Annotated in this window: 32 protein-coding genes; 29 read left to right on the top strand and 3 right to left on the bottom strand. The window is 71.4% G+C overall.

All coding sequences use genetic code 11. The features are described from left to right. The first annotated feature begins 33 nt into the window (after positions 1-33). The 3 genes from ABZ495_RS15955 to ABZ495_RS15945 are packed head-to-tail and all read left to right on the top strand — an operon-like array spanning position 34 to position 1099. Positions 34-282: a hypothetical protein gene (locus ABZ495_RS15955; protein ID WP_359836367.1), complete on the top strand. Its 249-nt coding sequence runs from the start codon at positions 34-36 to the stop codon at positions 280-282. Beyond that, entirely contained in the window at positions 279-563 is a 285-nt protein-coding gene (locus tag ABZ495_RS15950; protein WP_359836365.1) for a hypothetical protein, read from the top strand. Before ABZ495_RS15955 ends, ABZ495_RS15950 begins: the two co-directional genes overlap by 4 nt. After that, positions 563-1099: a hypothetical protein gene (locus ABZ495_RS15945; RefSeq protein WP_359836363.1), complete on the top strand. Its 537-nt coding sequence runs from the start codon at positions 563-565 to the stop codon at positions 1097-1099. Before ABZ495_RS15950 ends, ABZ495_RS15945 begins: the two co-directional genes overlap by 1 nt. Positions 1100-1301: 202 nt before the next feature. On the opposite strand, the gene ABZ495_RS15940 is transcribed toward ABZ495_RS15945, so the two are convergent. Beyond that, the gene (locus tag ABZ495_RS15940) at positions 1302-1511 is read right to left on the bottom strand and encodes a hypothetical protein (RefSeq protein WP_359836361.1); all 210 of its coding nucleotides are present in this window, start codon (positions 1509-1511) and stop codon (positions 1302-1304) included. A gap of 119 nt (positions 1512-1630) precedes the next feature. On the opposite strand from ABZ495_RS15940, the gene ABZ495_RS15935 reads away from it, so the two are divergent. From ABZ495_RS15935 to ABZ495_RS15890, 10 genes are all read left to right on the top strand, one after another. Further along, positions 1631-2317 (top strand): hypothetical protein, encoded by a 687-nt coding sequence (locus ABZ495_RS15935; RefSeq protein ID WP_359836359.1) that lies wholly within the window; start codon positions 1631-1633, stop codon positions 2315-2317. A gap of 68 nt (positions 2318-2385) precedes the next feature. After that, positions 2386-2670, top strand: coding sequence for a hypothetical protein (locus ABZ495_RS15930; protein WP_359836357.1), 285 nt, complete (start codon positions 2386-2388; stop codon positions 2668-2670). Beyond that, a complete protein-coding gene (locus tag ABZ495_RS15925; RefSeq protein ID WP_359836355.1) occupies positions 2667-2840 on the top strand; it encodes a hypothetical protein in 174 nt (57 codons plus the stop codon). The genes ABZ495_RS15930 and ABZ495_RS15925 overlap by 4 nt, the downstream gene beginning before the upstream one ends. A gap of 50 nt (positions 2841-2890) precedes the next feature. Next, positions 2891-3133: a hypothetical protein gene (locus tag ABZ495_RS15920; protein WP_359836353.1), complete on the top strand. Its 243-nt coding sequence runs from the start codon at positions 2891-2893 to the stop codon at positions 3131-3133. A gap of 63 nt (positions 3134-3196) precedes the next feature. After that, on the top strand, positions 3197-3382 hold the full coding sequence (locus tag ABZ495_RS15915; protein ID WP_359836350.1) for a hypothetical protein: 186 nt from the start codon (positions 3197-3199) through the stop codon (positions 3380-3382). Further along, complete coding sequence (locus ABZ495_RS15910; RefSeq protein ID WP_359836348.1) at positions 3379-3717, top strand: hypothetical protein; 339 nt, start codon at positions 3379-3381, stop codon at positions 3715-3717. The genes ABZ495_RS15915 and ABZ495_RS15910 overlap by 4 nt, the downstream gene beginning before the upstream one ends. Further along, on the top strand, positions 3714-4703 hold the full coding sequence (locus ABZ495_RS15905; protein WP_359836346.1) for a hypothetical protein: 990 nt from the start codon (positions 3714-3716) through the stop codon (positions 4701-4703). Before ABZ495_RS15910 ends, ABZ495_RS15905 begins: the two co-directional genes overlap by 4 nt. Then, positions 4700-4852, top strand: coding sequence for a hypothetical protein (locus ABZ495_RS15900; protein WP_359836345.1), 153 nt, complete (start codon positions 4700-4702; stop codon positions 4850-4852). The genes ABZ495_RS15905 and ABZ495_RS15900 overlap by 4 nt, the downstream gene beginning before the upstream one ends. Positions 4853-4863: 11 nt before the next feature. Then, complete coding sequence (locus ABZ495_RS15895) at positions 4864-5559, top strand: VWA domain-containing protein (protein WP_359836342.1); 696 nt, start codon at positions 4864-4866, stop codon at positions 5557-5559. Between the two features lie 100 nt (positions 5560-5659). Continuing rightward, on the top strand, positions 5660-6313 hold the full coding sequence (locus ABZ495_RS15890) for a hypothetical protein (protein ID WP_359836340.1): 654 nt from the start codon (positions 5660-5662) through the stop codon (positions 6311-6313). 105 nt (positions 6314-6418) lie between these two features. On the opposite strand, the gene ABZ495_RS15885 is transcribed toward ABZ495_RS15890, so the two are convergent. Then, positions 6419-6697: a helix-turn-helix domain-containing protein gene (locus ABZ495_RS15885; protein WP_359836338.1), complete on the bottom strand. Its 279-nt coding sequence runs from the start codon at positions 6695-6697 to the stop codon at positions 6419-6421. A gap of 194 nt (positions 6698-6891) precedes the next feature. Between ABZ495_RS15885 and ABZ495_RS15880 the strand changes: the two genes are divergently transcribed. The 9 genes from ABZ495_RS15880 to ABZ495_RS15840 all read left to right on the top strand — a co-directional run bounded on the left by ABZ495_RS15880 (position 6892) and on the right by ABZ495_RS15840 (position 11534). Beyond that, on the top strand, positions 6892-8100 hold the full coding sequence (locus ABZ495_RS15880; protein WP_359836336.1) for a hypothetical protein: 1209 nt from the start codon (positions 6892-6894) through the stop codon (positions 8098-8100). Beyond that, entirely contained in the window at positions 8097-8255 is a 159-nt protein-coding gene (locus ABZ495_RS15875) for a hypothetical protein (RefSeq protein WP_359836335.1), read from the top strand. Before ABZ495_RS15880 ends, ABZ495_RS15875 begins: the two co-directional genes overlap by 4 nt. 2 nt (positions 8256-8257) lie before the next feature. Beyond that, positions 8258-8422 (top strand): hypothetical protein, encoded by a 165-nt coding sequence (locus tag ABZ495_RS15870; RefSeq protein WP_359836333.1) that lies wholly within the window; start codon positions 8258-8260, stop codon positions 8420-8422. Beyond that, positions 8419-9417, top strand: coding sequence for a hypothetical protein (locus ABZ495_RS15865; RefSeq protein WP_359836332.1), 999 nt, complete (start codon positions 8419-8421; stop codon positions 9415-9417). Before ABZ495_RS15870 ends, ABZ495_RS15865 begins: the two co-directional genes overlap by 4 nt. Before the next feature lie 26 nt (positions 9418-9443). Beyond that, positions 9444-9863 (top strand): hypothetical protein, encoded by a 420-nt coding sequence (locus ABZ495_RS15860; RefSeq protein ID WP_359836330.1) that lies wholly within the window; start codon positions 9444-9446, stop codon positions 9861-9863. Beyond that, complete coding sequence (locus ABZ495_RS15855; protein ID WP_359836328.1) at positions 9863-10825, top strand: hypothetical protein; 963 nt, start codon at positions 9863-9865, stop codon at positions 10823-10825. Before ABZ495_RS15860 ends, ABZ495_RS15855 begins: the two co-directional genes overlap by 1 nt. Positions 10826-10965: 140 nt before the next feature. Continuing rightward, a complete protein-coding gene (locus ABZ495_RS15850) occupies positions 10966-11133 on the top strand; it encodes a hypothetical protein (protein WP_359836326.1) in 168 nt (55 codons plus the stop codon). Positions 11134-11150: 17 nt separating this feature from the next. Continuing rightward, positions 11151-11315: a hypothetical protein gene (locus ABZ495_RS15845; RefSeq protein WP_359836324.1), complete on the top strand. Its 165-nt coding sequence runs from the start codon at positions 11151-11153 to the stop codon at positions 11313-11315. 90 nt (positions 11316-11405) lie between these two features. Beyond that, positions 11406-11534, top strand: a complete 129-nt coding sequence (locus ABZ495_RS15840) for a hypothetical protein (protein WP_359836322.1) — start codon at positions 11406-11408, stop codon at positions 11532-11534. Positions 11535-11607: 73 nt separating this feature from the next. Here ABZ495_RS15840 and ABZ495_RS15835 read toward each other — a convergent pair whose 3' ends face one another. After that, entirely contained in the window at positions 11608-12186 is a 579-nt protein-coding gene (locus ABZ495_RS15835) for a hypothetical protein (protein WP_359836320.1), read from the bottom strand. 356 nt (positions 12187-12542) lie between these two features. On the opposite strand from ABZ495_RS15835, the gene ABZ495_RS15830 reads away from it, so the two are divergent. From ABZ495_RS15830 to ABZ495_RS15800, 7 genes are all read left to right on the top strand, one after another. Further along, positions 12543-12911: a hypothetical protein gene (locus tag ABZ495_RS15830; protein WP_359836318.1), complete on the top strand. Its 369-nt coding sequence runs from the start codon at positions 12543-12545 to the stop codon at positions 12909-12911. A gap of 266 nt (positions 12912-13177) precedes the next feature. Beyond that, on the top strand, positions 13178-13573 hold the full coding sequence (locus ABZ495_RS15825; RefSeq protein ID WP_359836316.1) for an HNH endonuclease: 396 nt from the start codon (positions 13178-13180) through the stop codon (positions 13571-13573). 137 nt (positions 13574-13710) lie between these two features. Further along, on the top strand, positions 13711-14166 hold the full coding sequence (locus tag ABZ495_RS15820; RefSeq protein ID WP_359836314.1) for a phage terminase small subunit P27 family: 456 nt from the start codon (positions 13711-13713) through the stop codon (positions 14164-14166). Continuing rightward, positions 14135-14626, top strand: coding sequence for an HNH endonuclease signature motif containing protein (locus ABZ495_RS15815; protein ID WP_359836311.1), 492 nt, complete (start codon positions 14135-14137; stop codon positions 14624-14626). Before ABZ495_RS15820 ends, ABZ495_RS15815 begins: the two co-directional genes overlap by 32 nt. Next, complete coding sequence (locus tag ABZ495_RS15810) at positions 14598-16340, top strand: terminase TerL endonuclease subunit (protein ID WP_359836309.1); 1743 nt, start codon at positions 14598-14600, stop codon at positions 16338-16340. Before ABZ495_RS15815 ends, ABZ495_RS15810 begins: the two co-directional genes overlap by 29 nt. 10 nt (positions 16341-16350) lie before the next feature. Continuing rightward, positions 16351-16572, top strand: coding sequence for a hypothetical protein (locus tag ABZ495_RS15805; RefSeq protein WP_359836308.1), 222 nt, complete (start codon positions 16351-16353; stop codon positions 16570-16572). Continuing rightward, positions 16572-18503 carry a phage portal protein gene (locus ABZ495_RS15800; RefSeq protein ID WP_359836306.1) on the top strand — a complete coding sequence of 644 codons (1932 nt, stop codon included), beginning with the start codon at positions 16572-16574 and terminating at the stop codon, positions 18501-18503. Before ABZ495_RS15805 ends, ABZ495_RS15800 begins: the two co-directional genes overlap by 1 nt.

Genomic DNA, 18503 nt, shown 5'->3' with positions numbered 1-18503 from the left:
ACTAACCGCCGCCCCGACCTCCTGAGGACCGCCATGACCCAGCACCTGACCGCCGAGCAATGGAACGACCGCTACCCGCCCGGCACGCCCGTCACCGCCTACCCCGGTATCAACCCGGCGTACGCCGCCGAGATCGGGGCGACCGACTACCCGCGCCTGGAGACCCGCACCCGTAGCCGCGCCTGGAACCTCGGCCCCGAGCCGGTGGTCATGGTCGACGGCTACGCGGGCGGCATCTCCTTGGAACACATCGACCTGCGCACCGAGGAGACCAGCCGATGAACCAGCCCCAGGCCGGCCTCCCTGATGGCCTGGTCGCCTACTTCGCGCAGCGGGAGGCCGCCCGCCTGGACGCCGTCGCCGACCTCCTCTTCGGCCTCACCGAGCGGGAGCGCCTGCTGGTCAAAGAGGCGGCCGTCATGGGCTGGGTGCAGGGCGTGCGCCACCACGACCTGAAGTACCCCGGCGACCGGCAGGCCCTCATCACCGTCGTGGACGCCTGCATCACCTTCCCCGACCTCTACCCGACGATCACCAACTACGTGTCCGACCAGGAGTCGTGATGACCCAGCCCGCCGCACCCCTCGACCTCGACGTGGTTGAGACGCGCCACCACGAGATCGCCGACCCGGCCGCCTGCGGCACCTGCTGGCGGCTCGCCCTCGCCGGCCAGCCGACCGAGCACCCCGCGTGCGCCCGACGCGCGGTCCTTCTGCCGGCCCCCGATGCGCCCGACTATGAAGACCTCGCCGATCTCACCAACGAGCAGAAGGCCGCACTCCCCGCTCGCTTCCACATCCCGGCCTGGGAGGGCAACGCCGTCCCGCACTCGTGGGTGTGCGCGGTCTGTTGGGGCGACGGCTGGACCACCCGGTGGCCCTGCAAGTCGGCCATCGAGAACGGTGACGAGGTGTTCACCCCGGAGCACCAGGCCACCCGAGCCCGGCAGGACATCCCCGCCCTGCTCGCCCGGGTCCGGGAACTGGACGCCGAGAACAAGCGGCTCCGCCAGCGCGCCGAGGACTGCGACTGCGACGACACCGACCGCGAACCCGAGTACTGCCCCACCTGCCTCCGCGCCACCTGCCCCGGCTGCTGACAGGCCACCCCGAGGCCCCACAGCCCGCCTGACCGTCCGGCAGGCCCGCCCCGCACCCGAGGGCCACCCCACGCCCGCACGAGCCCCTGACACCCCGCCACGCCACGCCACGCCGAGAGGAGCTCGTCATGCGCCAGCCGATCGAACCCGGACAGCACGAAGCGCCGCGCGGCGTCGGCCGGCGGCTGCGGGGCGGGGCGGGTCAGGACTCGGTGTCGCGCTTGTCGGCTGAGTCCTTCAGCTTGCGGAGGTACTCGCGGGACCAGCCGGTGATGCGGACGACGTCGACCTGCTTGGCGCCGGCACGGAGGGCGGTGACCGCCTCGGCCTGGAGGTCCTTGCGGGCGGCTTCGAGGGCGGCTTCGGCGTCTCGGTATCGCTGGGCTGCGGTGTCGAGGGCTGTGGTGTCCATGCGAGGGATTGTGACACATCAGTTGGCCAACTCGATGGGCCAAGTGAGTTGACAATGCAAACAGAGTTGGCCAACATAGTTCTCATAAGGCCGGAGCAGCACCCACGAAGGAGACCGCCATGGAAACCGCCACCAACGAGAACGCCGTCTGGGCCTACAGCAACACCGGCACCCTGGCCCACGCCATGCTCAAGACGGCCGCCAACGGCCGACTCGTCGCCGCGTGCCGCAGCACCATCACCCGCGAGGCCGACGCCCGCCTGCACGTCGCCGAGGACGTCTCCGGGCGCCTCTGCAAGAGCTGCGAGACCCGATGGAACGCCCACCTCGCTCGCGTCGAGCGTTCCATGCAGCCGCTCCAGCCCTGCGAGTCGTTCGAGGTCTACGGCGCTGCCCCGGTCGAGGCGGCCGGGGAGGCCGAGACGGTCGTCCAGCCCGAGACGACGACCACCACGCGAACCATCTACCGGCCGCAGTTCAGCGCGGACGGGGGGCACTACTGGTCCAACATCATGATGCTGGGCGAGACCACCGCTTCCGACGCCCGACGCGAGTGCGAGTACCAGGCCACGCACGGGCCCAAGGAGCGCATCTACCGGGTTCTTGCCGAAACGGTGACCACCACGGTTGAGACGGTGCCCGCAGCGCCCGAGACAGCCGACGACGGCCCCCGCTACGTGGTCGAGCCCGTTCGTCTCGGCTTCGCCGTGGTTGACACCTCCACCGGCAAGCCGGAGGCCCGAATGGGCAGCCGCTACGCCGCCAACGACATGGCCGACCGGCTGAACGCCGAGATCAACGCCTGACCCGCCCCGGGCGGCCAGCACCCACCGGCCGCCCGCCACGCCACACACGCCCACCACGGAGACCCGCCATGACCACCGCCCGAGACACCCTCCTCGCCGAACTCCTCCAGGGAGAGGACCCGGCCGCACCCGAGCACGCCGACGGCCGCGCCCGCATCGAGCGGCTGATCGACGACCACCGCGCCCAGGTGCTCACCGAGGCCGCCAGCGAACTCGACCGGATCGCCGATCAGGTCGAAGCCGCCGTGGCCGAGTACTACGGCAAGGCGTCCGGCATCGGCCCCGGCTCGGCCGCCATGGTCCGCGAGGCCGCGAAGACCGTCCGCGCCCGTGCCGCCGGGGTCGACCAGTGACCGCCACCCCGCCCCCGGCCGAGCAGCAGGGCTGGGACGTCGCCGAGTTCACCTGCGGCCGCTGCTTCGTCGCCGTCACCGCCGCCACCGAGCGCGAGTTCATTCGGCTCGTCGCCGGCCACAAGGCCAACTGCCCGCCGCGAGATGCCGCCCGCACCCCGACCAGCTGACGCCCGTCTGCCGCCCGTCACCGGGCGGCCCCACCCTGAAGGAGACCACCGTGGCCACCGTCTACATCGCCATGAGCAGCGACCGACCCACCGCCGCCTACCAAGACCTCAGCGCCGCACAACAGGCCATTGTGGCCGACCACACCCGCTACATGCCGGACGGCTACGAGACCGAGTGGCAGGAGGAGCCCGGCTTCAACGACACCCGCGTCTGGCAACTCCGGGGCCGTGGACCCGGGCGCCGCTGGTCCAAGTCGTACCGCTCCGTTGTCGAGGTCCCGAACCGTAGCTGATCGTTCGCCCGCCGGCCTGCCGTCCCCGGGCGGCAGGCCCCACCCCGAAGGAGACCCACCGTGATGCCCGACCAGCAGCTCGCCGCCGCCGCCCGCCTCATCCGCGTCGGCGACCCCCGCATCGACGAGAGCCTCCGCGAGCTGATCGCGGTGGTCCTCGACGACGCGCAGGCCGCGGTCTACATCGGCGGCGAGTACGAGGCCGCCCTGGCCCTGGCCCGCGCGGTGCTCGGCCAGGACGGCGGGTGACGACCCCGCACCTGTTCGTCGTGGCCGGCGGCCTCCTGGTCGCCGGCTCCGGCACCATCCTCCTCGCCCTTCACCCACCCACCCGGAGGCCGACATTGAGCCCCTGGCCCATCCTCACCGCCTGCAGCACTGCCACCCTCACCGGCCTGTGGATGCTCCGCAACGTCCACCGCGCCACCCACCGCCGCCAGGCCTACGTGCCACGCGACCCCGCCGCGGTACGCGCCGACTTCGCCATCATCGTCCGCCACCTCGCCACCACCACCGCCACCGAACCGCCGCTCACCCGCCGCGGCCGCCGCGCCCTCGCCCGCGTAGGAAGGACCACCCCGTGACCCGCACGCCTCCGCCGTCCGCCGAGCAGCTCGACCACCTCGTCGACGCCGCCGGCCGCCGCCGACTCACCCCCGACGAGAACGCCGCCCTCCGCGCCGGCGTCCGCCAACTCCGCGCGTCCCTTGCCGGCACCGCCGCCGCCCTCCGGCGGGCACCGTCCGGCGGCTACCACCAGCAGTTGGTGCAGCAGCTCGCCGACGCCGAGACCGAGCTCGGCCAACGCCGCACCCAGGTCGCCGAACTCGTCGAGCAGCGCGACGAGGCGCGCTCGTGGGCCCGGCACGGCTACGAGATCGGGCAGCGACACTGCGGCTGGACCGACCACGGTGTGGCCCCGACCTGGCTCACCGAAGGCTGGCCGCTCCGCATCGAGGCCTGCGAGGCAGCCACCCGCGCCGAGCAGGCTGAGGCCCGCATCGCCGCCGTTCGGGCCGTTGCTGGCCGTGACCAGGATGGCCTCTGCTGCTCGCACGTGACCGGCGACCTCCGACGGCTCCTCGGCGGGGCCACCACCAGCACGGCGGCCGCCGTGTCGCAGGCCGCCCACGACTGCAACGTTTGGGAGGACGACGGGGAGTGGAACGTCTCCTGCCCGTCGTGCACCGCCGGCGTCGACAACATCGGCAACGAGGACGACGCGCAGGAGTGGGCGACCGATCACAAGGCGCGCGAGGCCGCGCTGGCCGCCGTCGCCGGTCCGGCGGACACGGCGGAGGCCACCACCAGCACTACGGTCGCCACCTGCGGGCCGGACTGCGACGGCGGGCACACGTACGACGGCCAGTGCCTTGTCGACCCCCAGTTCGACAGCGTCATCGGCCAGTCCACCGACCCGCAGCACCCCGGCTGGTACTGGTCCTGCGAAGGCGCCGCGTCGGGCTGCGAGGGCTGGTTCAGCCTCGACCACGCCAGCGCCGCGGCCGCCCGTCGCTCGTACGACCGGCACGTCGCACGCGACCACCAGGCGGCCGAGGCCCGGCCGTGAGCGCCTCCACCGAATGGGAGACCTGGTGGGAACTGGCCTCCCCCGAGGAGCGGGAGGAGTTCCTCGACGGCTGCGTCGACCTCCCCGACGCCATCCCCACCCGGCCCATCCACGACGTCATCCGCGACCTCGCCGACTACCAGCCCTGAGGAGACCAGTCATGAACCTGTTCAGCCGCAAGACCACCCCCGCCCCGCAGCCCGGCAACATCGTCAACCTCGTCAAGACCGCCAGTGTCAGCCTCACCAAGCACGGCCTCAACAACGAGCGCGCCGCCGTCTACCTCGTCCTCGACCACTCCGGCAGCATGGTCGGCCACTACGCCAGCGGCGACGTCCAGCGCCTCGCCGAACAGGCCCTCGGCCTCAGCGCCAACCTCGACGACGACGGCAACGTCCCCATGATCATGTTCAGCAGTCACGCCAGCAGCCCCATCAATCTCGACCTCACGAACTACGCGGGCGTCGTCGAGCGCGAACACCAGCGCGCAAACTGGGGCAGCACCAACTACGCGGCCGCACTCGCCTCGATCGTCCACCACTACCGGCAGTCCGGCGCCACAGCACCCGCCCTCGTGATCTTCCAGACCGACGGCGAGCCCGACAGCCGAGCCGCCGCCGAGCAAGCCCTACGCGATGCCAGCCGCCTGCCGATCTTCTGGGCGTTCGTCGGCTTCGGAGGCCGCGTCAACTTCCTGGAGCGCCTCGACACCCTGGGCGGTCGGGCCGTCGACAACGCGAGCTTCTTCCACGCCGCGCGACCCGCGCAGGTCAGCGACACCGAACTCTACGACGGCATAACGCGCGAGTACGCGCAGTGGCTCACCGCCGCCCGGGCCAACCACATCATCCCCTGACCCCCGAGCACGGCGAAGGGGCGCCCCCACACCCACCACGGCCAGGGACGCCCCACACAGTCCGATCACCATACCGCCCAGCACCGTCAGGAGACCGGACATGCTCCCCACCCCCGCCGTCGACCGCCTCCGCACCCAGCTCGGCCAGATGCCCGAGCTCATCGTCCTCGCGCACCTCGCCTTGCAGCCCGGCTCCGGCCGGCGCGGGGCCCGCGTCTCCGGCGCCACCCGCACCGCACCCCTCCCGTGCCGGCTCGACGTGCTCTCCGCGATCGGCCCCACCGCGGCCGCCGTCCACGACCAGCACGGCGACCAGGACCCGACGCCCGGCCTCGACCTGCTCGCCAGCTGGGCCCGCGTCGTCATCGCCGACCGACAGGCCGCCAACGACTGGACCGGCTGGTTCTACCCCGGCAGCCGCATGCTCCACCCGCTCGGCTGGCAGGAGGCCGACGTCAGCCTCGCCGTCGGCTACCTCCTGCTGCACCTCGACTTCGCCGCCGACCGCCTGTACGCCCGCGACCTCGCCGACGAGATCAGCCAGCTCCACCGTCACCTCACCGGCATCACCGGCTGGACCCCCGCCCCGCCCCGACCGGTCCGCACCGTCTGCCCGTGCTGCGACCTGCTGACCGTCGGGGAGAGGACCGACGGCATCCGCCAGTGCACCAACCCCGCGTGCCGCGCCGAGCTCACCGGCGACCAGCACGCCGCCCTCGTCGACCAGCGCCTCGCCGAACTCGCCGCGGCGTGATGCGCCCCTGATGCGCGATGGTGCGCACCTGATGCGCCGCAGGTCAGCGGCATGACAACGGCCCCGCCCGAGACATCGGACGGGGCCGTGATGCGCGAGGGCGCATCAGGTAGCTGGCGGCTCGGCGGTGGCCTTCTTCGGGCGCGTCGTGCCCGACCCGGTGTAGCCGCGGAAGACGTCCTGCACCGTGCTCAGCTTGATGCCCAGGCGGGCGGCGATCTCGCGGTAGGACTGGCCCTCGCCGCTTAGCCGCTCGATCAGCTCCTTGCGCTCCTGTGCCCACTCCCGGTTGCGCCGTACCTGGTCCGCCATGATCCGGCTCTTGGCCCGGACCCGCTCCTCCAGGTCTTCGATTCTCTCGACCGCGTCGAGGGCTTCGGCCACCTGTTGCACCTCCTCATCGCCCACTTCGGCCCCTTCTCTCGGTGGGCCGCTTGCCATCACTGTAGGGGACCCCTACAGTGAGAGCAATGCAGCACCCACAGTGCCTGCACCAACACAAAGGCCCCGGCCGGCGCTTACGACGCCACATGGCCGGGGCCAGTCCCACCCTCCACCGCAAAGCCGAGGACAGGACCATGCAGCAGACTACCCACGCCCCCCAGCCCCAGGGCAGTACCCCGCCCGACCCCGAGCAGGCAATCGGCCGCCGCGCCGCCATGACGCTCGTCCGCACCGCCGCCGCCGGCATGGCCGGCTGGTCCCTGTACGTCGTCGCCCGGCACTACGAACTTCCCCGCCCCCTCGCCGCCGGCGCCGGCCTGGTCTTCGACGGCGCCGCCTACCTCGCCCTGCGAATGGCCACCGACGCCATGCGCGCCGGCCGGTCCGCCGCCGCACCCATCAGCGCCACCATCGCCATGGCCGCCACCAGCGTCTACCTCAACTTGGTGCACGCCCGATTCACCGGGGGCGGGCGGCCTGCTGAGGTGCTTTACGCCTCGCCGGCCGTCGCGCTCCTCCTCGTCTCCGTCCTCTCCTGGGCCGCCGAACGCGCTGCCGCCCGAGCCGAGCGCGGCGAGACCCCGATGCGCATGCCGGCCTACGGCGCCCTCGGCTGGGTCCTCGCCCGCGGACAGGCCTACGACGCGCTCAAGGAAAAGGCCGTCGCCCACGTGACCAGCGGCGCACCATCCCAGCACCAGCCCGCATCACTGCCCGCAGGCCGTACCGCCGAGGACGTCATCGCCGCCGAGTTCGCCGAGATCGGCCCCGCTGCCGCCGTCCAGCGCGTGGCCGCCGCCAACCCCGGCGCCACCGACGCCGAGATCGCCGCGATCCTCGCCGACTACCAGGTCACCCTCACCCCTGGGCACGTCGCCCTGCTGCTCGAACGGGCCGCGCCCACCGTCAAGCTCGACCGGATGGCCGACCCCGAGAAGCCGCCGGCCGCCCTGGAGCAGGCTGCTGACCCCGCCGTCCGCGCCGCCGTGGCCGCCGTCTGCGCCGTCCTCGGCCCGGACGCGACCCCCGCGCAGGTTGCCGATCAGCTCGTCGAGGCCCGCGTCATCACCGACCCCGAGGTAGCCCTACGACGGGTCACCGCCCAGATGGTGCGCGATGGTGCGCACCATGGTGCACCGCAGGTCACCGGCAAGAGCAAGGCTGAGGCGATCACCGAGATCGCCGAGTGGTGCGGCGATGGTGCGCCCGCCGATCTGATCGTCCAGGTCCTCGCCCACCAGGCCATCAGCGTCTCCGACGGGCACGTCCGCAACGAGATCTCCAGGGCCGCCGCGCGGGCCCGCCGCAAGGCCAGCCCGAAGATCGGCTTCGGCGCCCCGTGACTGCGCCGGCCGCAACCCTGTTCGCGCTCGCCGCCGTGCTCGCCTTCGCCGGCCTGTACCGGGCCGTCGACCGTGCCGCACGCCGCACCCTGCGCCTCACCGGCGCCCTCGCCCTCTGGGCCACCTGCCTCACCCTGATCATCACCAGGAGATAGCCATGGGCCTCTGGTCCAAGCTCACCGGCGGCCAGACCGCCACCACCCCGACCGGCCGGACCCCGGCCGAGAACCGCCGCCGCAACCGCGAGATCCGCAAGATCGACGCCGGCACCGCCGCCCGGCTCCACCCCGGCGACCTCGCACCCCGCAAGGGGGAGCGGTGACCACCATCCCCCCGCCCCCGCTTGAGCCGCCCACCGTCGGCATGCCGACCCCCGAGCCCGCCATCGAGGTGGTCACCGAGTGGTGGCGCAAGGAGGTCCCGGCCCAGCCGGTGCCCGGCGTTCACATCCCGGTGCCACTCGGCGCCGGCCCCGTCCTGCCCTCCGTCGAGGCAGCCGCCGCCGCATTCTGGGCCCCGGCCGGGGAGCTGTTCGCCAAGCAGGCCACCGCCATCGCCACGCAGGTCGGCGAGCAGGTCGGCCAGTTCCTCACCGAGACCGAGCCGCAGCGCTTCGCCCGCCAGCAAGTCGAGTACGAGGCCCTGGTCAACGCCCAGCGCGCCGAGCGCGACGCAGCGTTCTCCGCCGCAGGGGAGACCGCCGCCGACCGCGCCGAGCGCCACCGGGTCGAGAAGATCCTCACCCCCGACCGCCCTCTCCACCGGGACGACCTGGTCGGCCTGGTCGACATGCTCGGCGCCCGGATCGCCGAGACCCCCCAGGACCGGGCCGCCCGGCTGGAGACCGAGCGCGAGACCGCCAAGCGCCAGGCCCGCGCCGAGGAGGACGCCCGCCTGGCCGCCGCCGGGGAGACCCCCGAGCAGCGCACCAAGCGGCACCGCCAGCAGCAGCTCACCGACCAGCGCGAGGCCAAGCAGCACAGCCGCCGGGCCCGCCGCCGTGCCGCCCGCACCCAAGGCCCCAGCGACCGGGTGCGGCGCTTCCGGCGCTGGATGCTCCTGACCGCGATCAGCGCCTACCTCGGGCACGCCTGCTACCTGGTGCAGACCGCCGCGCTCGGCGGCCCCTACGTCGGCCTGCTGCTGGCCACCTTCGGGTTCGCCCTCGACCTCAAGGTGCGCGGCTACGGCCTGCGCGTCACCGAGGTCCGCGGCGTCGGCCCGCTCCTACTGATGATCACCATGCGCATCCCCGTGGCCTCGGGCCTGATCGTGACCGTCGGTGCCGACCGCCTGCTCGCCGCCCTCCCCATCTGACCTCCCCCACATCAGGAGTTACCACCATGAGCGGGTCCCTCATCGGCACGATCTCCGCCTCCGGCGTCTGCCTCGTGATCACGGTCTGGCTGCTCGTCGGCCACCGCGGCAAGGGCAAGCTGGCGGACAAGCACGAGGAGCACCACACCTCGTACTGGATGCTGGCGTTCGGCCTGTTCAGCCAGGGCGCCGCCCAGGCGTTCAGCGCCCCCAAGCAGGTCGGTGACGCGGTCACCGCCTCCATCGACAGCCAGTTCAACGCGGGGGCCGGAGCCATCGCGCTGATCATGTTCATCATCCTGTTCGGCACCAAGCCGCGCTGGTGGAAGGACGTCGTCTGCGGGGCGACGCTGCCCGCGTCGGCCATGGCCGCCGGCGGCGTGCTCGCCATCCCGTTCGTCACCGCCGGTTCCTTCCTCCACGGCCTGTTCGGGGTGGCCGCCTGATGGACACCACTGTGGAGCACACCGAGCTGTACCAGTCCGTCTACACCGAGGACGTCGAGTTGGACCAGGACGTCGAGGACGAGGGGGAGGACGACCTGGAGGTCAGAGTCGACGCGATGGCTCGGGCGTTCACCGTCCGGCTCCTGGCCGCCGTGCAGGTCGTACGGAAGGCCACCGTCACCGCCTGCGTGCCGGTACAGGCCGTCATCGCCGGCAGCCCCTACCTCTGGGCCCGGCTCTGGTCGCCGATCGCCAGCCGCCTCGGCAAGCGCTCGGAGGAGCGCTTGACCATCGCGGCCGGGCTCAGCAAGGCCCGCGCGGCCGAGCTGGCGAAGCTGACCGACCCGGTGGCCATCGCCACCAAGAAGGCCAGCTACGCGGAGGCCGACAAGGCCGCCCGGAAGGAGCAGTACGACCGCCTCGGCAGCGTCATGATCGGCGCTGGCATCGGCCTCCTCGTAGGCGTCCCCATCGCCTGGCGGTTCATCGGCCCGTGGGTGCCCGCCATCACCTGGTCCGGCATCGGCCTGTGGTGCATCGCCGCCATGGCCCACGCGCCCGGCCCTGCGCAGAAGGCCACCACGTCCGCCCCCGAGACACCCGCCGACGCGGCGCCCGTCCCCGGGCAGGACGACGCCGACGAGTGGATCCAGGACTCCCCGCCCGAGGCAGTCCTCTGGGCCCTCATCCGGCACACCGCCGCCCTCACCAAGCAGGGCACCGCCGCACACCTCCAGGCCGTCCTCGACGAGGCCCGGAAGCGGGGCGAGATGACCGACTGGACGGTGACCGATCTGGCCGAGGAACTGGCCTCCTATGGGGTGCCCGTGGCGGAGCAGAAGAAGCTCACGATCGGGGCCCGCCAGTACAACCGCACCGCGGTTCTCCTGTCCGCCCTCCCCGAGGCCGACCCGGCGCCCGTCCCGGCCATCGTCCAGCCGGCCGCCCGGAGCGCCGCGTGAGCCCCCTCCCCGACCCCGCCCGCGCACCGCCCCCGGGTCGGTAGGTAGGCGGTAGGACCCGCAGGTCAGAGCCTGCCTACTGCCCCACCTACCGACCCCCTACCGGCGCCGTCTACCACCCCGCCTACCGAGGAGCACCCGTGACCGACCAGGCACCCGACGTCAGCACCCCCGAGGCTCACAGGGCCTACATCACCGAGATGAGCGCCGCCGCCCAGCGCGCCGAACTCCGCGGCGACCAGCTCCAGGCCGACTTCATCCACGAGCACATCGACCGCGAGCTCGACGAGCTCCGCGACCGCACCTGACCCCAGGGAGACCACCCATGGACATCGACCAGCAGCTCGCCACCGCCGAAGGCCGGCTCACCGAACTCCAGCTCGCGTTCGTCGCCGCCCTCGACGACCCGGCCCGGCGCCGCGAGATCGTCACCGAGACGGCGGCCGTCCGCCGCCAGATCGCCGAGCTCTACGAGCTCCTGCCCGCCTGACCTCGCCCCGGGGCGGCCGCACCGCCTGCCAGCAAGCCGGCCGCCCCGGGCCCTCCACCCACCACAACAGCAGCAGAGGAGACCGCCATCATGGCGTACAGCAACGGAACCGCGCCGATCAACCCGCAGCCCCAGCCCCAGCCGTACCCCGTCGAGCGCGGCAACGGCATCAGCGCCGTCTGGCCCCAGCCAGCCCCGGCGCCCGAACCCGGACGCTGACCAACCCGCCCGCCCCAGCACCTCGCCGGGGCGGGCGGCACTGCGAGAGGATGCCACCGATCGAGCCCGGCGCCTACGTCCCGCTTCCTAGCTCGGTGTACACCCCTTGATCGTCGACCGACCAGCGGACCCCGCCTTCATCCGTGAACGTCAAGACAGGCGGATTGTTCACGAGCGTCGCCTCGGTGTGGCCGTTGAGCGTGAACTGGGCCCCCCGCATGGCCCCGACCACCGGAACCGGGTTGAGCAGTGGAGCAGTCGAGACCACACTCTCGGCAGAGTTCGTCTCCCAGATCTGGCTGGCCACGTAGGGCCCGAACTTCACCTGCACGTTGGTGATCGTGCCGTTGCTTCGGTTGGTAACCGTGACCACTCGGTTCGATCGGCTCACCAACGAGCGCATGTCGACGAGCCGCGATTGAGCGGTACGTCGATCCCCAGCGGCAGCCTGGAGGGCTTGCCGCTCCAAAGCCAGGGTGGCGGACTGCTCCGCCATGAAGGCCCGCTGTTCAGCGATGAAGCTGCTCTGTTCATCGACCTGCTGCTTCAACTTAATGAAGCTGGCTGCAGCGAACCCGGCGGCGATGATCGCCGCCACGAACCCGGCCCAAGTCGGAGCGTCACCCCAAGCGATCTGTCCTGCAAGATGCATGGCCGAACCCTAGTGCGAGCCTAGCCAGAACTGCATCTGCTGTTGCCAAGCAGTTCGAGACTGACGGCCGCCTCGACATTGCCCGCCTACCCCGGCGCCGGGCGCGGCTGACACTGTGGTGGACATCACACTTACTTGTCCATGCGGTAGGGCGCGTGAGCCCATCTAGGGATTGAACCCCCTCCTGAAAGGAACCCCGTGATCACTACCATCTGCACCAAGTGCGGCGAGCCCATCAACATCGAGCCCTCCCGCCCGAACACCGCCCCGGCCCCCGCCATTCACACCGCCACCGGCAAGGTCGAGTGCGCTTAGGCATGCCGCTTGCGCATGATCGCCGCCCGTCGTAACCTGCCTTGCAGCAGGTAGCCCCTGCCCAGAAACACCCGAAGGCCCCGCAGCCGAGCAGCAGCGGGGCCTTCGTGCTGCCCGGGGAGGTCGCCGTGGCCGTCCGCTACCCCAACCCGCCGATCGACACGATCCGGCCCAAGGACGTAGCCGACCGAGCCGGCACCGCCGAGGCGTTCGGCGTCGACGAAGTCACAATCCGGCGATGGGTCCACCTCGAACTCATCGAGCACCTGCCCATACCCGGCGGCCCGCACCTCTACCACCTGCCCACCGTGGCCTACGCCGAACGGCACACCTGGCTCAACGGCGCCCACCGGCCCGCCCGCGGCGGCCGGCGCCCCGGCTGGCAGCCCGGGCAGGTAGCCGCCGCATAGAACAACACGACGACGCTTGCTGAAGAGCCACCCACACTGGCATCCTCAGACCATTCGCTCCGGCGAACACAAGCCGCTGAAGGCCACGGCCGACAGCCATAGAGGTCCCGCAAGCGCGCAGAACACGGCCACGAGCGCCCCATGGCGCCGTGAACATTCGCGAACGGGCCGAGCCTAGCGAGGGCGAGCCATGCCGTGACGGCCCCACGCTTTATCTTCCGAGAGCCCCGCCCACCAGCGGGGCTCTCGCCCTTGAGGGGGTGGCCATGCCCGTAGCCCCCTCCTCCCGCTGCACCGACCCCGAGTGCCACAAGATCGCCACCAAGCGCGGCCGCTGCGATGACCACCAGCCCATCCCCTGGGCCGGCCGAGACAACAAAGCCCGCCGCTACGGCATCAGCGCCGGCACCTGGCGCTCCCTCAAGAACCGTGTCACCCGCCGCGACAACGGCTGCTGCTACATCTGCGGCGACGGACCACCCGAGGACCCCGACCAGGGCGGCCACCAGCTCGACCACATCGTCCCCGTCTTCGAGGGCGGATCAGTCGACGACCTGGACAACCTCGGGCTGGCCTGCATCAGCTGCCACGAGACCAAGAGCAAGGCCGAAGCGCTCCGGGCCAACCAAGCGCGCCGGGCCAACCGCAGACGCATGGACTAGACCACACGGTCATGCTGGCCGCATGAGACTACCTGCCCCAGGGGGTAGGGGTGTCCAAATCACCAGGTCAGAGCCCTGGGGGCCCGCCGCGGTTAACCAAGAAGACGCCCACTCAGAATCCGGCATAGGGGGTCGCCATGGGCCGCATTGCTCAGCCGGCTGCCCTCAAGCTGCTCAAGGGCTCCACGGAGGGCCGGGACTCGGGGGGCCGGGAGGTCAACACCGGGCCGGCCTTCCGGCGCATCGCCCCGAACCCGCCGACCTGGCTGTCGGCCGAGGCGGCGGCCGAGTGGAAGCGGGTCGTGCCCGGCCTGCAGCGCCTGGACATCCTGAAGCCCGAGGACCGTGCGGTCCTTGCCGCGTACTGCGAGACGTGGGCCACCTTCGTGGATGCGATCCGCCAGCAGCACCGGGACGGCCTGACGATCGAGGCGAAGCAGGGCACGCTCGCGCACCCGGCGGTGGGTATCGCCCGGGCGGCGGCTCGTGAGCTGCGGGCCTTCGCGGCGCATTTCGGTCTGACCCCGTCGACGGAGCAGGCCCTGGCGAGGGGGGCCGACGATGGCGGGGAAGAGGAGAATCCTTTTGCTTGACGATACGCGCCTTCCGCCCCGGTTCTGGTCCAAGATCCAGGTCGACATTGCCGGCTGCTGGGTGTGGACGGCGGCAAGGAACCAGCACGGCTATGGCCTGTTCCGGCGCTGGAAGGGTCGCTCCGGCGTCGCTCACCGCATTGCTTACGAGGAGCTCGTGGCCTCGCTGCCGCCGTATACGCCGAACGGGCTCCAGCTCGACCACCTGTGTCGCAACCGTGCCTGCGTCAATCCAGGACACCTGGAGCTGGTGACACCCCGAGAGAACACCCTCAGGGGGGAAACTGTGGCCGCCACCAGGAAGGCGCAGACGCACTGCGTGAACGGGCACGAACTGGCTGGCCGGAACCTCCTGGCTCGAGGCGATGGCACCCGAGGCTGCCGTGAGTGCATGAACGGTGCACAGCGGCGACGTGGCCGGAGGTTGCGAGATGCCAAGGTCGGAGCGGGGCCGCGCTGAGCCGGAACTCCCCAGCGAGGCGGAGCTGGAGCGCCTCAAGCTCTCGCCCGAGGTCGCCTGGTATCTCGTCGAGCGGGGTATCCCGCTGCCGGACTGCCCTCCGCTGATCCGGACTCCGGAGCCCCGGGATGTGCCGGGCGCCGTGTTCGACCCCGAGCGCGTCGACAGGGTCCTGAAGGCCTTCGGCCTGCTGCGGCACACGCAGGGCCAGTGGGCCGGGCAGCCGCTGCGGCCGGACCCGTGGCAGGTCGCCTACATCCTGGCGCCGGTCTTCGGCTGGGTGCGCTGGGACGACGACGCGGATGCGTACGTGCGGATCATCCGGACGCTGTACGTGGACGTGCCCCGCAAGAACGGCAAGTCGACGCTGTGTGGCGGCATCGCAATCTATCTGACGTGCGCGGACGGTGAGCCGGGCGCGCAGGTCGTGGCGGCGGCCACCTCGGAGCGACAGGCCGGCTTCGTCTTCCAGCCCGTCAAGCACCTGGCGGAGAAGGCGCCGCGATTGAAGGGCCACGTCCAGGCCCTCAAGAAGAAGATCATCCACACGCGGTCCGGCTCGTACTTCGAGGTCGTCTCCTCGGTAGCGGACGCCCAGCACGGCGCCAACCTGCACGGCGGCATCGTGGACGAGCTCCACGTCCACAAGACGCCGGACCTGGTCGAGACGATCGAGACCGGCACCGGCTCCCGGCGCCAGCCCCTGATCGCGATGATCACCACGGCGGACTCCGGCAAGCAGCACACGGTGTACGCCCGCAAGCGGGAGTACTGCGAGCAGGTCGCCCGCGGCGTCCTCAACGACCCGACGTTCTACGGCGTCGTGTGGGCCGCGGAGGCTGGCGACGACCCGCACGTCGAGGCGACGTGGCGCAAGGCGAACCCCGGCTACGGGATTAGCCCCACCCGTGCGTACCTGGCGAAGGCGTCTGCCGAGGCCCAGCAGTCGCCCGCCGACCTGGCGAAGTTCCTGCGCCTGCACCTTGGCCGGCGGACCAAGCAGGAGACGAAGTACCTGACGCTGGAGTCGTGGAACCGCAACGCGGGGATGGTCGACGAGCCGCTGCTCTTCGGCCGGGAGGCGTACGGCGGCCTGGACCTCGCGGCCACCTCGGACCTGACGGCGCTGTGCTGGTTGTTCCCGGATGACGAGTGCGGAGGCTTCGACGCGCTATGGCGGCTGTGGACGCCCGAGGACAACGTCGAGGCCCTGGACCGTCGGACAGCCGGCGCCGCCTCGCGGTGGGTCCGCGAGGGCCTGCTGGTGGCGACGCCTGGCAACGTAGCCGATTACGACTACATCCAGCTGCAGATCGAGCGGGACCTCGACGCCTTCGACGTCCGCTCGCTGGGCTACGACCCCTGGTCGGCGGTTCCGCTGACCAACGAGCTGGCGAAGACCAACGCCCCGCTGGTGAAGGTCCGGCAGGGCTTCGTCACGCTGTCCCCGCCGCTGAAGGAGCTGCAGCGCCTGCTGCTGAAGGGCACGCCCGAAGCGCCGCAGCTGCGGCACGGGGGGAACCCTGCGGTCACGTGGATGCTCGACAACCTCGCGGTGAGCATGGACCCGGCGGGCAACGTCAAGCCGGACAAGGCTCGCTCCGCCGAGAAGATCGACGCCATGTCGGCGCTGGTCACCGCGCTGTCCGAGGCGATGACCCGCGAGCCGGCGAAGAAGTCCGCGTACGAGGACGACGACCTGATGATCGTCTGAGGAGGTAGCCGTGTTCTGGTGGCGCCGTACGGCTCTTCGCAGGCGCGTCGTGGTCAACCTGGCCGACAAGGCGTTCACGGGTGTGCTGTGGGCCAAGCGCGGCCCGCTGCTGGTCCTGCGGGACGCCGCCCTGCTGGAGGCCGGCCGGGACCCGCAGCGCGTGGACGGCGACGTGGTCATCGAGCGTACCCGGGTGGAGTTCATGCAGGTGCTCATGAGCGGGGGCGGCTGATGGCCTTCGTCGTGGCCGACGGCCAGTTGAACCTGACCGGCCCCGGGCCGATGCCGTACTCGTACAGCGGCCTGCCGATCGCGCCGTCCACCTGGGAGTACACGGATATCTGGCGGACCCAGCCGCAGGTCCGCACCGTGGTCAGCTTCCTCGCGAGGAACATCGCGCAGGTCGGCATCCACGTCTTCCGCCGTGTCTCGGACACGGACCGCAAGCGCCTGACCGACCATCCGCTCGCACAGATCCTCGATGCTCCGATGCCTGGCCTGACCCAGTACCGGCTCCTGGAGCGCCTCGTCTCGGACATCGCGCTGTACGACGAGGCCTACTGGATCAAGCTGAAGACGGACGGCCAGATGCGTCTACTGCCCGTTCCTCCATCCCTCATCTGCCCGGTCGGCGGGTCATGGCTTCAGGCCGACCATTTCGAGGCCGCCGGGGGAAGGCGCTTCGAGCTCGACGAGGTCGTCTACTTCCACGGCTACCACCCGGATGACCTGCGGATCGGGGCCTCGTCGCTGGACTCCCTGCGGTCCCTGCTCCTGGAGGACCGGGAATCCAGCCGCCAGCGGGCCCAGATGTGGCGCTCCGGCGCGCGGATGACCGGGATCATTACCCGGCCTGCCGAGGCCGGCGATTGGAGCCCGGAGGCGAAGGCCAGGTTCCGGGAGATGTGGCGGACGTTCACGCAGGGCGGGGGCGCCGAGGGAGGCACGCCGATCCTGGAAGACGGCATGGGCTACACGCAGGTCGCCATGAATCCGCAGCAGACCCAGTACATCGAGTCCCGCAAGCTGACCCGGGAGGAGGTCGCCGCGGCCTTCCACATCCCGCCCCCGCTGGTCGGGATCCTCGACCACGCCACCTACAGCAACATCACCCAGCAGCACGAGATCCTCTACCAGGACACCCTCGGACCGTGGTTCGAGACCATCACCCAGGACATCGCAGCCCAGTTGCTGCCGGACTTGCCGGACAGCAAGGACGTGTACTGCGAGTTCAACATCTCAGCGAAGATGGCCGGCGACTTCGAGTCGCAGGCCTCCGCGGCGTCCACGGCGACGGGCGGGCCGTGGATGACCCGCAACGAGATCCGGGCCCGCAACAACCTGCCGTGGATCGAGGGCGGGGATGACCTGATCACTCCGCTCAACGTGACCGCCGGTGGCTTGGCGTCGCCGACCGACACCGCCCCGAAGGCCGCCCCGTCGGTCCGAAAGAAGGCGGCGGCGCCAGAGGGGAGGCCCGATGGGCTGGCAGGGTTCGAGGCCGAGCGTGATGCCTTCGCCTCCAAGCTGGGGGCGTGGTCGGCCCGGCAGATGGACGCCCTACTGCGCGCGGTCGGCGCGAAGAACGCCGCGCCGCCGGACGTCCTGGCCATGTGGGAGGCCGGCGCGCCGGATCGGGTGGCGCAACTGCAGTTGCTCCTCGACAGCCAGGTGTTCCGCCTCGCGCAGGTTGGCGCATGGGAGGTGCTCGCCGAACACAATGCCGATGCCGAGGGCTGGTCGGCGGACGTGATGCAGGCATGGCTGCTGGCCGCCGCCGAATCGCACGCCGCGGCACACGAGGCCGCCGGCACCGAGCAGCTCACGCAGGCGGCCACCGACACTTCCGGGGACTGGCGCGAGAACGTCACCAAGGCCGCAGCCGTCTGGGCCGGCGCGGTCGCGGTGCGGCGGGCCTGGACTGCAGCGACCGAGTCGAGGTCGTTCGGCAGCCACGACGCGGCCGGCGCGTCCGGGCTCACGCACAAGGTGTGGAAGACCGGCGGCACGAACCCGCGCACCTCCCACAAGGCCCTCAACGGCGACCGGGTCCAGCTCGACGACGTCTTCGCGAACGGCTGCCGCTGGCCCGGGGACGCCCACGGCAGGGAGTCGGAGACCGCCAACTGCAACTGCAAGCTGACCTACGAACGAGAGGAGTAG

The organism is Kitasatospora sp. NPDC005748 (assembly GCF_040630735.1).
Taxonomy (GTDB): domain Bacteria; phylum Actinomycetota; class Actinomycetes; order Streptomycetales; family Streptomycetaceae; genus Kitasatospora.
This window is presented reverse-complemented; position numbering and strand designations above follow the sequence as displayed.